This window comes from Azospirillum lipoferum 4B, from assembly GCF_000283655.1.
Lineage (GTDB): Bacteria > Pseudomonadota > Alphaproteobacteria > Azospirillales > Azospirillaceae > Azospirillum > Azospirillum lipoferum_C.
This window is the reverse complement of record NC_016622.1, coordinates 1,135,505-1,149,608: the sequence shown is the minus strand read 5'-3', so window position 1 is coordinate 1,149,608 and position 14,104 is coordinate 1,135,505. Positions and strand designations below refer to the sequence as shown.

Genomic DNA, 14,104 nt, shown 5'->3' with positions numbered 1-14,104 from the left:
GAGGTACGACTTATGAGCGCGACCAAGACCAAACTCGCCCCCGCCCACACTCTGTCGCGCCGCGGCGAAGGTCCCAACCCCATCGACATTCATGTCGGTGCCCGCCTGCGGCTTCGCCGCACCCTGCTCGGCCTGAGCCAGGAGAAGCTGGGCGAGGCGGTCGGGATCACCTTCCAGCAGCTGCAGAAATACGAGCGCGGCTCCAACCGCATCAGCGCCAGCCGCCTCTACAACCTTTCCCAGGTTCTTGGCGTGCCGGTCAGCTACTTCTTCGACGACATGCCGTCGCCCGACCAGCTCACCGCCGAGGCGCCGGCCGAAAGCCCGAGCGAGACCGACGAGTTCGAATCGATGGCCCGCCGTGAAACGCTGGAGCTGGTCCGTGCCTATTACCGGATCGAGGATCCGGGCGTGCGCAAGCGCACCTTCGACCTGCTGAAGGCGCTGGGCGGCGACCGCATCGCACTGGTCGAGGAATAAGCGCTCGGCGAAGATGAGCGGCCCGACGGAAGGCGCGCGGCGGAAGCCTGAGCCTGAACGGCAGCCCGCATCTTGAGCCCGACCTGCCAATAATAGAACGCGCGTCCCAACGCGTGATCCAGCCCCGCTGTGCCGTCTAGGACGCCCAGGCGCAGCACATAGGCATGCAGGAAGGCCCAGAGCGGACGGCCGGGCAGGCGCTGAAACAATCGCTTCAGCGTTCGCCGGCGCCAGAAGCCGCCATCGGCGGGCTCGCCATCGATCAACCGCTCCATCCGGCCGTCGGCACGCAAGGCCGCCTCCCAGTCGGAATAGCGGTTGTGCCGGTCGAACCAGGCTGACGGCGGCTTGGCATCGCCATGGTCCATCGGGTGCCGCAGCCGTCCCGTCGTGCCGGCGACCAGCGGCTGGTAATGGCCCTCCACCTCCCACATGGCGGCGACATCCAGGTCCGGCTGATCGGGAAAGCGGACTTGGCGGCGGTGGAGCAGAGCCAGCTTGCGGTTCCAGCAGCCGAAGCGCAAAACCCGGCCGCGCAGGACCGGACGGCCATCGATCCAATAGGCGGAATGGCGCGGACTGCCCGCCATCAGACCGACGATCTCCTCGATCAATGCCACGGTCGGCCGTTCGTCCGCATCGACGAACAGCACCCAGTCATGGGCCAGCGGCAGATTGTCCAGACACCATTGCTTCTTCTTGGGATAGCGGCCGTTCCAGGTGAAACGCACCAGTTTCGCGCCACAGGATCGGGCGATGTCCGGCGTCCCGTCGTCGCTGCCGCTGTCGACCACGAAGCACTCGGCAAAGCGGGTCAGCGCCATCAGGCAAGGGCCGAGGTTCACAGCCTCGTTGCGGGTCATCACCACGACGGAAACGGGAATCCGGGTCATCGCGCCGCCTCCCCCGCGCATCCATCCCGCAGGGCATGGCGGGCGGAGAGGCAGAAGCAGGCGGCGATCAAACCGGCCAGTCCCGCCAGCGGCACCACCACCGCCGGATTCGGCCAGTCCGGCAGGGCGGCGGCGCCGGGCGGCTGGATCATGTCGGCGGCGAAGGGCAGATCGACCCCGATCATCATCGCCACGCGCTCCTGGTCCAGCAGCAGGTCGCTCAAGGCCTGCCGGTGCTCGGCCACGGTGACGGCACCCAGCCGGTCCTTGATGTGGGCGATCTGGGCGGCGCTGCGCCGTGCCGCCTCCGCCCGCAAATGGGCGTCGGTGGCGGCGGCGACGCGGCCCAGCAGGTCGAGCGCCGTGGCACGGTCGGAATGGCGCAGGGTGATCCGCCGCATCGGTCCCGAGCGCAGCATGTCGATCACCAGCCGGTCGCGCAGGGCGCGTGCCACCCGCTCCCCGTCCGGTTCCACCCAATCCTGCCGGCCGACCAGCGCCAGCAGCGTGCGCTTCACCGCCGGAATCACTCCCAGGGGAGGGCGCCAGCGTTGCGTCTCCGCGTCCCAGCGGTCCGGGAACAGGGCCTGCAGCGGCCTGGGATCGCGCGCCAGCTGTTCCGCCACCGGGCCGGAACCGAACAGTTCCAGATAGCGGGCGAAGTCGGACAGCGATTCGTCGCCGGCACCCGGCTCGGCCATCGCGGCGGAGTCGCGTCCGCTCAGCGTCGGCACGCGCGCACCCATGGCGGCGGACCCGACCCGTGCGGTCGGGCCGATCACCATCGCCGCCGTATAGGCCGGCGTAACCAGCCACAGCGCGCAGACCGCAAGCGCGATGCCGCCGAACCCACCGGCCAGAAGCCAGCGCCAGCCCTGCCGCAGGATGCGCACAAGGCGGCGGAGATCGCCCCCCCCATCCGTCATGGGGAGCCGCAGCGTCATGGCGTCGGGGTGAGTCAGCGCGCCGTCAGGCATTGTGCAGTGGCCTTGCGATCATCGGCGGGGTGATCCGCCGCGCCGGCAGCAGGCGTTCGGCGATAGCGGCGAAGGCGGTTGCCGCGCCGTCGGCCGTCCAGGCGGCGGATTGGCGGGCGGCGTGCGCGCCCTCTGCCGCGCAACGCAGCGGATCGGCGGCATAGGAGCGGACCGCATCGGCGATGGCAGCACCGTCGAACGGATCGATGACGAGTCCGCAGCCGCCGACCCGCGCGGCGGCTTCGCTCCCCCGTGGCCCCAGGAACAGGCAGGGGCGCCCCACCGCCTGGACGCCGACCAGCTTGCTCGGCACCAGCATCCCTTCCGCCGCCGGGTGCATCGTCACGAGATGCAGGTCGGCGGTCGACAGGCTCTCCGCCAGCCGGTCGGCCGGCTGCCAGGGTATGCGCCGCAGGTTGCGCAGGCCACGGCGACGCGCCTCCCCCTCCACCGCGGCGAATCCCCGCCCCTCCCCGATCAGCAGGAACAGGATGGTCGGGTCGCTGTCCTGCAGCCGTGCCGCCGCCTCCACCACGCCGTCCATCGGGTGGGCGAGGCCGAGCGTGCCGGAATAGGCGACCAGAAAGCGGCTTTCACCTTCCAAGCCCCCCGGCAAGTTGCGGAATCCGTTCCCCGGCTTTGGCAGAGGGCGGATGACGGGATCGGGCCAGTTGGGCAGAAGGCACAGCCGCTCCCCCTTCACGCCCATGGCCGCGATCCGGTCGCGCATGCAGCGTCCGATTGCGATCACACCGTCGTGACGGCGCAATGCCCGGGCTATGCCCCGCCCGGCGAGCCGGCGGAGAATCGACGGCATGCGCACCCCCAGCACCGGCAGCAGATCCGGATAGAGATCCTGGCACCAGTGCAGCGATGCCGCGCCGTGGCGTGCAGCCAACATCGGCCCGGCAAGCGCCAGCATCGGCGGGTCGGTCATCGTCACCACCACGTCGTGGCGCGGCAGGCGCAGGGCGAGGCCGGTCAGTCGGCACAGCGAGTCGAGATACGCGCGGGCGTCCGGCCGCTCCCCTTCCGGCACATTGCCGCCGGTCCGATGGAGCGCGATGCCCGCCGGCGAATCGACGCGCGACTCCGCGCCATCCGCGACCACCGTGACCCGCCAGCCCGCAGCCGCCATACGGGTCGCCAGATCGTGAAGGCAACGCCCGGTCGCCCCGCGGTCCGGCGGGAACACCCGATTGACGAACAGGATGGAAGGTCTGCCGAGCGTCACAGCGCACCAAAGCCTGAATTGCACGCGAAAGTATGCTTGCGCTCTATGGCTCGGACAACCCTTTCCTGAGTTCGGACGCCAAAAGCATCAGCGACAGGATGACGCCGGTGTCGAGATACTTGAAACTGGTATGGAGGCAGAGCGCCATGAGCAGTGGCGGCACCACCGCCATGGCCAGCGGCGGATCCTCGGCCAGCAGGCGGCGCCAGGGACGGACCAGGGCGCACAGATAGGCTGCAAGCGCCAGCATGCCCAGAAGCCCGGTCTTCAACAGGCTGTAGCTGACCAGCGTGTGGGTGTAGCTGACCCGCCATCCACCGACGGCCGGATTCGCGATCCGCGCTCCCCACCCATCGCCGAACAGCAGGGCCCAGGGCGACGAGACGGCATGGTCGATCACCGCCGCCGCTTCCTCCCAGCGCGTGTTGGCCCCGGTCAGCCGGGTCTTCTCCGCCACCTGTTGCCAGGCCCCGACCAGCGCATCCCCGGCGGGCAGGACGACGAAGCCGGCCGCCAGCAGCAGCGGCACCGCCAGCCAGGGGCGCCGCCGCACCCACCACAGGGCGACCATCGCCAGCGACAGCGCCGCCAGCCCCAGGGCGGTGCGGTGGACGGCCCCCGCCAGGGCGCCGAGGCAGAGCGCTCCCCCGGCGGCGCAGGCGAGTGCCGGGATCCAGCGCCTGAACGATCCCCCGGCCGCCGCCAGCGAAAGCGCCAGCGCCGGCAACGCCACCGCGGCGAACAGCACCGATGGGGCATTCAGCAGATAGGAACCCCCATCCGCCATCGCCCGCGTGCCGACGGCACCGAACCCCCAATCCGCCTGCTTCCACCAGCGCAAGGCCAGCAGCAGCCCGGCAAGCGCCAGCCCGCCGGCCAGAAGGCGCACAGCCCAGGCGCCGGCGCGCCGCAACGCGGGAACCAGCAGCACGGGCAGGAACAGATAGAACAGCGGCACCACGTCGCGCAGGATGTCCGCCGCCTCCCAGCCCAGCGACGCCCCACGCAGCAGCGGCACCCACAGCAGCCAGCCCAGCGCGGCGACCGCAACGGGCATCCAGGCCGCATCGCCCGAGTCGCGCAGGGCATGGCCGGTCGCCACCATCAGGGGCCGTCTCCAGCCGATGGACAGCAGGATCAGCAGGCCGATGGCGGCCTCGCCCCAGCGCAGGGACGGCGGCGCCGGAACGCTGACGCCGCCATACAGCAGCAGTGCCGCCGCCATGGCCGCCGCCGAAGCCAGGGGAAGCCCGGTCGCCGCCGTCACCGCCGCACCGGCGGCGTAGCGGCCTTGCGGGTCAGGCCCAGCGCTGTTCGGCGCGATCCAACCGGTAGAAGAGCCCTTCCTGCGGACGCAGGCGCAGGGTGCCGGTCAGCGTCACCGGTTCCCTGGTGGAGGGTAAGGCGATGGAGGAGTGGACATGCATCATGCCGGCCGGTCCGGGGCTTTCGCAGGCGGGGCAGCCCATCGGATTGGCGGACAGGATGAAGCGGTTGTGGGCGGTGCCGCCGGTCAGCGGAACCATGAAGCCGCGGACGGTGACGGTACGGCCGTCCAGGGCGGAGACCTTGACCGGAAACTGCGGATCGCCGGCAAGGCCCCCCAGCCGGACCGCGCCGAGGTCGCGCCACAGCGCCGTGGTCTCGTCCAGCGGCAGGTGGAAGGGTCCGGCGGGGTGGCTGGGCGCATCGGCTGTGCCGGCGGCCCATACCGCCCAGCCGGCGACGGGTGCCAGCGCGAGCGGCAACAAGATCTGGCGCCGGCCGGGCATGGCCGCGCCAAGACGGGTGGCGGTGTTCATGGTCGCTTCTCCCCTGCTGCGTTGCTTCGTCACCGGGGCTGCGAAATCGGGGCGCCGTGTGTTTTGGAAGTCTTCGGTCCGGTCGCCGGGGGACAGCTCGATCCGGTGCTGGGCGCCGCCTTCTGCCGGGCGGTCGCCGATTTCGCGGGAGTGTCCGGCAAGTCGAGCGTCCGGTCAACGGCCAATTCGGTGCGCGTTGGTAGGGAATGCGGTTCGGAAGGACAGGGTCACCTTGTGCGCCGTCACCGCAGGTTTCAATAAAACGCAATGTGTTTGACGGAATACGGCAACGCGCCCCATAGTCCACCGGCTGTCGCTGCCGCACTGCACACAGCCCTGAGCCAGCCGTTCCCGTAACGAGACGAGCCATGGAAACCTTCCGCTTCCAGCCAGGCGAAACGCCGGTCCTGCTCAGCATTCCGCATGTCGGGACCCTGATTCCACCGGACATCGCCGCGACGATGACGGAACACGGGCTGGCGCAGCCCGATGTCGACCGGCACCTTGACCGGTTGTATCATTTCGCCCCTGCGCTCGGAATCGGTTTCCTGACAGCGCTCTGTTCGCGCTACGTGGTGGACCTGAACCGCGATCCCAACGGTCTCGTCGCCCAGCCCGGCCTCGATCCGACGGAACTCTGCCCGCTGACCAGCTTCGACCGTGCGCCGATCTATCGCCCCGGCCACGAGCCCGACCGGACGGAGATCGAACGGCGGGTCGGCGCCTACTGGCGCCCCTATCACGACCAGCTGCACAGCGAGCTGCGCGCCCTGCGCGACCGCTTCGGGGTCGCGGTGCTGTTCGACGCCCATTCCGTGCGCAGCCGGGTTCCGCGCTTCTTCGACGGCACCCTGCCCGACTTCAACCTGGGGACCGGCGACGGCAGCAGCGCCGCACAGCCGCTGGTCGCCCGTCTGATGAATGTCCTTTCGGCATCGGAACGTTACTCTGCCGCATTGAACGGCCGCATGCGCGGCGGCTACATCATCCGCAGCTACGGCAAGCCGGACGAGAACATCCACGCCATCCAGCTGGAGCTGACCCAGTCCACCTATATGGACGAGGATGCTCCCTACCGGTTCCGCCCCGATCTGGCGGCCGAGGTGAAGCCGGGGCTGGAGCGGCTGATGAGCGCGGTCGTCGAATGGTCGTGGCAGAAGGCCACCGGCAGACGCCGCGCCGCCTATCTGTAACGCGGCTCCCCTGAAAAAGAGTGGCCCTCCCCCGTTGCCGGGGAAGGGCCGAAGGACGGCCTGATCGGGGATGGATCAGATCTGGCCGCGCTCGCTCGCCTGACGCATCAGGACGTACTGACGCATCATCTGATTGCGGAAGCGGTACCGTTCCAGGCCCGGCTCCACCATCGGGGCCAGGACGCCGCCATGGTCCTCGCGGGTCAGGCGTTTCAGCAGGTCCAGCGTCGCGGCACTCGGCAACTCGCCGCTTTCGCCCGCCAGATCGTCGGGGTCGAACACGCCATAGGCATCCGCCGGGCACAGGGCGGCGGCCAGCAGCGCGTCCTCCAGCTCCGCACGGCGGTCGGCGGCCAGCGCGCGGGCATAGCTCTCGACGATGCCGCGCTCGGCCTCCTGCAGGCAGCGGGCGACGGCATAGGCCAGATCCGGCCGCTCCACCAGCTTGCTGCCGCGGCTGACGGCGCTGCGCGCCGCATGCAGGCCGAGAAGCTGGGCGTAGTAAGGCAGCCCGCGCACGAACTCGGCGATCCGCCGCACCACGTCGGGCGCGAACTCGATCCCGGCATTCTGGGCACCGGCCTGGATCAGCCGGCCGATCTCCTGATCGGTCATCAGCGGCAGATGCACCGGCACCAGCGACCGCTGGATCGACGGATGCTTGCCCAGCAACTGGTCCAGATTCTCGGCGACGCCGACCACCAGCAGGGTGACGGGGATCGAGCTGTCGGTCAGGTTCTTGAACAGCTCCGCCAGCTTGTTGCGGAAATCCTCGTCCAGGACGCGGTCGTACTCGTCCAGGATCAGCAACACATGGGTGGCGTGGATGCCAGCCAGCACCTCGTTCAGTTCGGTGACGCTGAAGGTGCCGTCCGGCAGCAGCTCGTTCAGGCTGGCGAAGTTGCGACGGGCCGCGAACGGGTTGTCGAGCGCGGAGCGGTAATAGGTGGAAGGAATCTTCTTCAGGAAGTGCCTGAAGATGTCCTCGAAGCTCAGTTCGCCGCTGCAGGTCAGCTTCAACGACAGATAGCCGGCCTGCCCGGCGATCTTCTCGATCGCATTGGCGACGGAGGTCTTGCCGCGGCCGCGGTCGCCATACAGGATGACATGCGCCCTCTCCTCCTCGATTGCCGAGATGATGCGGCGGAGCGTGTCGTTGCGGCCGATGAACAGCCCGTTCAACTGCTGCTTCGGCCGGGTCGGGGTGAAGGCTTCGCGCAGCAGGCCGTTCAGCTCCGGCGTCAGGCCCTTCAGCATGGCGGGCGCGTTGGCGCCCATGCCGCCGCGATAGCCGCCGTTGACCGACATGGTGAAGCGCGGCAGGTCGTGCTCGCTTTCTGCGTCGCGCCCGCCGGGCTGCGGGAACATGTGGCCGCGGCGGTCGCCGGTGGCGTCGTTGTCGATGATGTCGGGCTGACGCGGTGCTGCGGGACCGCGCATCGCCTCGAACCCGCCGCGTCCCAGTCCTCCGCCATGCCCCCCGTCGACCGGACGCAGGAGCGTCCCGCCGGGCCGGGAGAATCCGGGTGTATTGGGGAAGTTGGCGGCGGCAGGCCCAGGGCCTGAGATCCCCGGCCCAGACATTCCCGGTCCGGTCATGCCCATTCCACTGCCGGAGGGACCGTTTCCAGCAAGGCCGCTGCCGGCCGGGCCGCCACCAAGTCCGCTACCGCCGAGACCCGCACCGCCAGCCGCCGGCATCCGTTCGTCCGCCACAGCGGCCGAGCGACGCTTCCGAAAGAAATTCCGCATCCGTCCCAATCCCCACGCGTTGTCGGCGTTCGCGGAGCCGTTCCCCTTTCGGCTTCTCTGTCGGGCCAGGAACGGTTCCGCGTGTTCACGATGTAAGCGCTGTGCCGGCCGGGGTGGGCTGGGATTTCGGATATAATACCGACGCGGCATCCCTCGTTCGGGGACCTCTTCCGACGGGGCTGCCGCCCCGACGCCATAGGCCCGCTCAGCCGATCAGAATCGGCCCGACCGTTGCCCAGCCATAGAGCACGGCGAGGAACAGGGCGAGGGTCATGCATTCACGCAGGAAAGCCAGAACCGACATGCCAACCTCCATTGTTCGCGTCTTGTTCCAGTATGGCTACCAGAACGGACGCCGAACGGCAACCGCATAGTTCTGCCTATGTTCCCGTTATGAGCCCGATTGTTCCCTTCCGGACACAGATCGAACAGGTAGGTGAGTATAAGATTACGTGTCGGACGCTCGAAAATTTCCAGCCGGAATTCAGGCCGGATCGGCGTCGTCGTAGCGGATCAGGTCGGTCCAGGCGCGCTCCAGCCGCCGCAGCGTGCGGTAGGTGGTCTCGAAATCGGCGCCGTCGCTGTCGCTGCGCAGCAGGCTGTCGGCCCGCGCCGCTTCCAGCTTCTTCAGCGCCTCGCAGGTGGCCAGCCCCTGTTCCGACAGCTTGAGCCGCGCGGCCCGCCGGTCGCGCAGTGACGGGCTGCGGTCGACATAGCCGGCTTCCACCAGATGCTTCAGATTGTAGGAGGCGTTGGAGCCCAGGTAATAGCCGCGCTCCAGCAGATCGCGGACCGACAGTTCCTCGGTGCCGATGTGCAGCAGCATCAGGGCCTGCGTCGGGCTGAGGTCGGTCACGCCGATCCGGGCCAGCTCCATCCGAAGCACGTCGAGGAAGCGGCGGGTGATGCTTTCCATGACGCGGCCAAGGTCGGTGTAGACCGCGGGGACCGCCACGCTCTGCTGCATGCTCATCGTTCCTGTGCCAGTGGCTTTTCAGCCGTTGTCCGGTCTCTGCGGCACCGCCGCGCTTGCGAACCGGCGGACCGGGGAAGCGGTGCCGAAGCCCCCTTCCCGCGGTCGTTTCTTAATGGCCTGTGACGATGGGCGGATTTTGATGCGAATTGGAGGGACAAACTTGAGACGCGGGGGCTTTCCCGTCCCTCGACCGCCCCTTTACATGGTGCCCGGATAGGCTCCGCCGTCCAAAAGGATGTTCTGGCCGGTCATGAAACCGGAACTCGCCGCGCAGAGGAAGGCACAGGCTGCCCCGAACTCCTCCGGATCCCCGAATCGCCCGGCGGGGTTTCCCTTGCGGCGGAGGTCCATCTCTTCGTCGATGCTGCGGCCGGCGGCCTTGGCTCCGCCCTCCATGGTCTTGCGCAGGCGGTCGGTCTCGAACGGGCCGGGCAGCAGGTTGTTGATGGTGACGTTGTGCTTCACCGTCTGGCGCGACAGGCCGGCGACGAATCCGGTCAGCCCGCTGCGCGCACCGTTCGACAAACCGAGGATCGGAATCGGTGCCCGCACCGCGGCCGAGGTGATGTTGACGATCCGCCCGAAGCGGCGGGCGATCATCCCGTCCACCGTCGCCTTGATCAGGAAGATCGGCGCCAGCATGTTGGCGTCCAGCGCGCGGATCCAGTCCTCGCGGTCCCAGTCGTGGAAATCGCCGGGCGGCGGCCCGCCGGCATTGTTGACCAGGATGTCCGGCTCCGGACAGGCGGCGAGTGCCGCGGCCCGTCCCTCTTCCGTCGTGATGTCGCCGGGGGCGGTCGTCACGGTGACGCCGGTCGCCTTGCGGATTTCCTCCGCCGTGGCCTCCAGCGCATCGGCGCTGCGGGCGGTCAGGGTGACATGCACGCCCTCGCGGGCCAGCGCGAAGGCGCAGGCACGGCCCAGCCCCTTGCTGGCGGCGCAGACGATGGCGCGGCGGCCGGCGATACCCAGATCCATGCTCGTCCCTTCCTTATGTTCTCAGCGGGTCGTTTTGGAACCGGATCGTTGCGGTTCCGTCCGTTGCAGTTCCGAAAGGACCTCGCGCGCCAGTGGCACGGTCACCCCGCGATGGGCGGCGAGCGAGGCGTGGTCCAGTGCCGCCACCAGCCGGCGGGCGAAGTCGAGCGACCGCTCCATCCGTGCCAGCAGATAGGTGATGACCTCCAGCCCCGGTCGCAATTGCCGGTCGGCGAACAGCTTCACCAGCACGGCGGCAAGCAGCGCGTCGTCGGGCGGACGAACCTCGACCGCCGGCGCCCCCTTGATGCGGGACCGCAGGTCGGCCAGCCGCGTGCGCCAGCGCGACGGCGCCTTGCGCGACAGCAAAAGCAGATGGCCATGCTGCTCGCGGGCAAGATTGTAGAGGTGGAACAGCGCCTCTTCCCGCTCCGGCCTGCCGGACACCGCGTCGGCATCCTCGACCACCACCGCATTGGCGGGCTCCAGCAGCGCCGGCACCACGCCCGAGTCGAGCAACTCGCCCCTTGTGATGACGGCATGGCTGCGGGCGCGCCAGACCTGGGACAGATGGGTCTTGCCGCAGCCGGCCGGTCCGAACAGGGTCAGCGCCGGAGCCGGCCAGGACGGCCAGCGGTCGAGCCACGCCACCGCGTCGGCATTGCTGGACGCCACGAGGAAGTCCTCGCAGCCCATCGCCGTCCGGTGCCCGAGGTCGAGCGGTATCTGCGCCGGCAAGCTCATGCGGACACACCCATCAGCGTTCCGCGTCGGTGCCGCGGTAGTACGGGCTTGAGAGATACTGTCGCAATGCGAAGCGGGTCAACACGCCGATCACCGCAGCCACCGGAACCGCCAGCAGAACGCCGACGAATCCGAACAGGCTGCCGCCGGCCAGCAGGGCGAACATCACCCAGACCGCATGCAGCCCAACCTTGTCGCCGACCAGCTTCGGCGTCAGGACATTGCCCTCCACCGCCTGCCCGAACAGGAAGATGCCGACCACGACGGCGACCCGCCAGAGCTCGTCGAACTGCAGCAGGGCGAGCCCGGTGCTGGCGACGAAGCCGAACAGGCTGCCGACATAGGGAATGAAGGACAGAATCCCGGCCATCAGGCCGATCACCAGCCCGAAATCCAGCCCGGCCGCCGACAGCGCCAGCGCATAGAAGACGCCCAGCACGAGGCAGACCATCGCCTGCCCGCGCACGAAGCCGGACAGGGTCATGTTCACCTCGCGCGCCTGCTCGCGCACGGTCTCGGCATGCTGGCGCGGCAGCCACGAATCGACCTTCCCCACCATCACGTCCCAGTCGCGCATCAGATAGAAGGCGACGATGGGGGTGATGAACATCAGGGTGACGATGTCGAACACCGCCAGCCCGCCCGACAGGATGTGTGAGACGATGCGTCCCACCATCCCCGCCACCTCGCCTGCGTAATTGCCGGCGGCGGCGCGCAGCCGCTCCACATCGTCGGCCGGAAGCCGGTGGATGAAGCGGTCGAGCGCCGGGATCAGCCGCTCCTTCACCAGGGTGGCGTAGGTCGGCAGCACCTCCAGCAGATGAGAGATCTGCCCCTGCACCAACGGCACGAGAAGCAGCGACATCAGCACCAGGACCAGCAGGAATCCCAGCAACACCAACGTGGTACCGAGCCAGCGCGGCAGCCGCGCCGCCTCCAGCCGGTCGACCAGCGGGTCGAGCAAATAGGCGATGGCCAGCCCGACCACGAAGGGCAGGAGCATGCCGGCCAGCAACCACAGGGCAAGGACAAACAGCCCTAGCCCGATCAGCCAGAAGCGGAGCTGCTTGGCCGCGGTCATGGAACACCGCCGAGCCGGTTGAACAGCAGGGCGCCGCGCCGCGCGTACAGCAGGCCGGACAGCACGGTGGTCACCGTACAGGCGTACACCAGCACATCGACCACTTCCCACCCGTACAGATGAATCTCCGGCAGGCCCAATGCCGGCGGCGCCAGCACCGCGGCAGCAAGCGCGATCTGGACGACCGTGTTCACCTTGCTGATGTAGAGCGGTTGCATCGCCAGCGTCTCCTTCAGCGTGAACAGCAGGATGACGCCGCCGATGATCATGATGTCGCGGAAGATCACCATCATCGCCAGCCACAACGGGATCGCACCGACCCAGGCCAGCGCGACGTACACGCCGACGATCAGCGCCTTGTCGGCCAGCGGATCGAGATAGCCGCCCAGCACCGTGCGCGCCCGGAACATGCGGGCGATGGCGCCGTCCAGCGCATCGGACAGGCCGGCGGCGACGAAGAGGGCAAAGGCCCACTCCATCCTGCCGGTCAGGATCATGTACATCGCGGCCGGTACCGCCAGGATGCGCAGAAAGGTGATGATGTTCGGAACGCTCACGGCAGGCTCTTGGCCGGCAGCGTTCCCAGATTGCGCGGTGGCGCGCCCAGCGTGCCGACTGGCGCGCCGGCGTCGAGCGGCGCCGACGGCGCCAGCGAGGTCGGAGAGGCCGAGATCGGGGAAGCAACCGGCGAAGCGGAGGACGGAACGGCGCCGGCCGATGCGGCACCCGACCCGCGCGGCAGCAGCGTCAGCTGCCAGTCGGCGGCGGGAACCGGCAGCGGCGCGCCGGGATTGGCGGCCGGAAAACCGGCAGGCGCCGCCGCGGCCGTGCGCGCAAGGCCCAGATCCTGGCGGGCAAGCGCCTGGGCCAGCTGCTCGGGATCGCCGCGATGGGTCAGGGTGATCAGCGCCTCACTGCGGCTGATGGAGATGAGGTTGGTCCGGGTCACCGCATTGACGGAGGAAAGCCGCTTGCGCGTCTCTACCCAGTCGTTCACCGCCGACAACGGAATGCGGACCAGGGTGTTCTGCTCCGGACCGGTCGCGGTGGTGTGCTCGCGCCGCCAGGACTCGTCCAGCTGGCTGCCGACCGCCGCGACCGCGCGGGTCAGCACGTCGTCGGCGCTGCTGCCGCCCTTCACCTGCACGACCTGATTGTCGCGTGTGCCGTCCAGCCCGTAGCGGGTGACATCCACCGTCATGCCGCGTGCCGGATCCGGGCCGTTGGCCGGCAGATCGGTGCGGGCGACCACGACCCCGCCGGCCTTGTAGGCCTGGGCGATGCGGCCCAGCGCCTCGGCATTGCCGGCGACCGCATCCTCGCCGCTGATCGCCTGGGCGTCGGACAGTTCACCATCCGGCAGCACCAGCGGAACCAGGGACGCGGCGGGCTGCCGTGCTTCCCATGCCGCGCGCCAGGGGGTGCGGTCCTGCCACAGGATGATGCGCCCTTCGCTCTGGGTCACCGGCAGGACGACGAAGGGGCGCGCCGGCGGCTCGACATACTGGGTGGCGCCGCCGCTCTGGCCGAGCGCGTCGCGCACCGCATTGGGACGGAACCGCACGGTGATGGCGCCGACATAGCGGCTGGCCGACACCTTTTCATCGTCGATCTCGAAGCCCTGGACCAGCTTGGCGATCTCATTGTCCGACAGGCGCGGCGGGGTGCCGCCGGGGACGAGGCGGCGGTAGAGCTCCGCCCAGGCCTTGGCCTGCGCCTCGCGGATCGCCTGATCGCGGACCGTGGTCGGGTTGCTGCCGTTGATGTCGACCCGGACGCCGGAGACCGCGAAGGGGTCGGAGGCGGACGGCATGGCAGCATTGGCGGCGGCAGGGGCGGCAGCATTGGCGGCGGCCGGCGGCGGGGAGCCGGTCTGCGCGCCCGACGGCCCGGTCATGGTCAGGACCAGAGCGGTGGACATGGCAGCAAGACCGGCGAGGAGCGGCGCGCGGCGGCGGTGGAGCATTGCAAAGCCTTCCGATTCGAGTATGTTC

The 14,104-nt window shown here is 69.2% G+C and carries 14 protein-coding genes; 2 read left to right on the top strand and 12 right to left on the bottom strand.

Annotated elements, in window-relative coordinates; genetic code table 11:
- Positions 1-12: 12 nt before the first annotated feature.
- Positions 13-480 (top strand): helix-turn-helix domain-containing protein, encoded by a 468-nt coding sequence (locus tag AZOLI_RS05230; RefSeq protein WP_014247548.1) that lies wholly within the window; start codon positions 13-15, stop codon positions 478-480.
- Here the strand turns inward: AZOLI_RS05230 and AZOLI_RS05225 are convergent.
- Genes AZOLI_RS05225 through AZOLI_RS05205 form a run of 5 tightly spaced genes read right to left on the bottom strand, consistent with a single transcriptional unit; the run spans position 390 to position 5,386 of the window.
- Entirely contained in the window at positions 390-1,373 is a 984-nt protein-coding gene (locus tag AZOLI_RS05225; protein ID WP_014247547.1) for a glycosyltransferase family 2 protein, read from the bottom strand. The two genes, AZOLI_RS05230 and AZOLI_RS05225, sit on opposite strands and share 91 nt — an antisense overlap.
- Positions 1,370-2,350 carry a Wzz/FepE/Etk N-terminal domain-containing protein gene (locus AZOLI_RS05220; RefSeq protein WP_014247546.1) on the bottom strand — a complete coding sequence of 327 codons (981 nt, stop codon included), beginning with the start codon at positions 2,348-2,350 and terminating at the stop codon, positions 1,370-1,372. The genes AZOLI_RS05225 and AZOLI_RS05220 overlap by 4 nt, the downstream gene beginning before the upstream one ends.
- Complete coding sequence (locus tag AZOLI_RS05215) at positions 2,343-3,584, bottom strand: glycosyltransferase family 4 protein (protein WP_244442528.1); 1,242 nt, start codon at positions 3,582-3,584, stop codon at positions 2,343-2,345. The genes AZOLI_RS05220 and AZOLI_RS05215 overlap by 8 nt, the downstream gene beginning before the upstream one ends.
- Positions 3,585-3,627: 43 nt before the next feature.
- Entirely contained in the window at positions 3,628-4,851 is a 1,224-nt protein-coding gene (locus AZOLI_RS05210; RefSeq protein ID WP_014247544.1) for a membrane protein, read from the bottom strand.
- A gap of 31 nt (positions 4,852-4,882) precedes the next feature.
- Entirely contained in the window at positions 4,883-5,386 is a 504-nt protein-coding gene (locus AZOLI_RS05205; protein WP_014247543.1) for a hypothetical protein, read from the bottom strand.
- A gap of 368 nt (positions 5,387-5,754) precedes the next feature.
- Between AZOLI_RS05205 and hutG the strand changes: the two genes are divergently transcribed.
- Positions 5,755-6,579, top strand: a complete 825-nt coding sequence (hutG, locus tag AZOLI_RS05200) for an N-formylglutamate deformylase (protein WP_014247542.1) — start codon at positions 5,755-5,757, stop codon at positions 6,577-6,579.
- Between the two features lie 75 nt (positions 6,580-6,654).
- Here hutG and AZOLI_RS05195 read toward each other — a convergent pair whose 3' ends face one another.
- The 7 genes from AZOLI_RS05195 to AZOLI_RS05165 all read right to left on the bottom strand — a co-directional run bounded on the left by AZOLI_RS05195 (position 6,655) and on the right by AZOLI_RS05165 (position 14,076).
- The gene (locus AZOLI_RS05195) at positions 6,655-8,019 is read right to left on the bottom strand and encodes an ATP-binding protein (protein WP_014247541.1); all 1,365 of its coding nucleotides are present in this window, start codon (positions 8,017-8,019) and stop codon (positions 6,655-6,657) included.
- A gap of 796 nt (positions 8,020-8,815) precedes the next feature.
- Positions 8,816-9,298, bottom strand: coding sequence for a MarR family winged helix-turn-helix transcriptional regulator (locus AZOLI_RS05190; RefSeq protein WP_014247540.1), 483 nt, complete (start codon positions 9,296-9,298; stop codon positions 8,816-8,818).
- A 207-nt stretch (positions 9,299-9,505) separates the two neighbouring features.
- Positions 9,506-10,285, bottom strand: coding sequence for an SDR family oxidoreductase (locus AZOLI_RS05185; RefSeq protein WP_014247539.1), 780 nt, complete (start codon positions 10,283-10,285; stop codon positions 9,506-9,508).
- 21 nt (positions 10,286-10,306) lie between these two features.
- The gene (locus AZOLI_RS05180; RefSeq protein WP_014247538.1) at positions 10,307-11,029 is read right to left on the bottom strand and encodes an HdaA/DnaA family protein; all 723 of its coding nucleotides are present in this window, start codon (positions 11,027-11,029) and stop codon (positions 10,307-10,309) included.
- Between the two features lie 13 nt (positions 11,030-11,042).
- On the bottom strand, positions 11,043-12,110 hold the full coding sequence (locus AZOLI_RS05175) for an AI-2E family transporter (RefSeq protein WP_014247537.1): 1,068 nt from the start codon (positions 12,108-12,110) through the stop codon (positions 11,043-11,045).
- On the bottom strand, positions 12,107-12,667 hold the full coding sequence (locus AZOLI_RS05170; protein WP_014247536.1) for a CDP-alcohol phosphatidyltransferase family protein: 561 nt from the start codon (positions 12,665-12,667) through the stop codon (positions 12,107-12,109). The genes AZOLI_RS05175 and AZOLI_RS05170 overlap by 4 nt, the downstream gene beginning before the upstream one ends.
- Positions 12,664-14,076, bottom strand: coding sequence for a DUF2066 domain-containing protein (locus tag AZOLI_RS05165; RefSeq protein ID WP_014247535.1), 1,413 nt, complete (start codon positions 14,074-14,076; stop codon positions 12,664-12,666). The genes AZOLI_RS05170 and AZOLI_RS05165 overlap by 4 nt, the downstream gene beginning before the upstream one ends.
- Between the last annotated feature and the right edge of the window lie 28 nt (positions 14,077-14,104).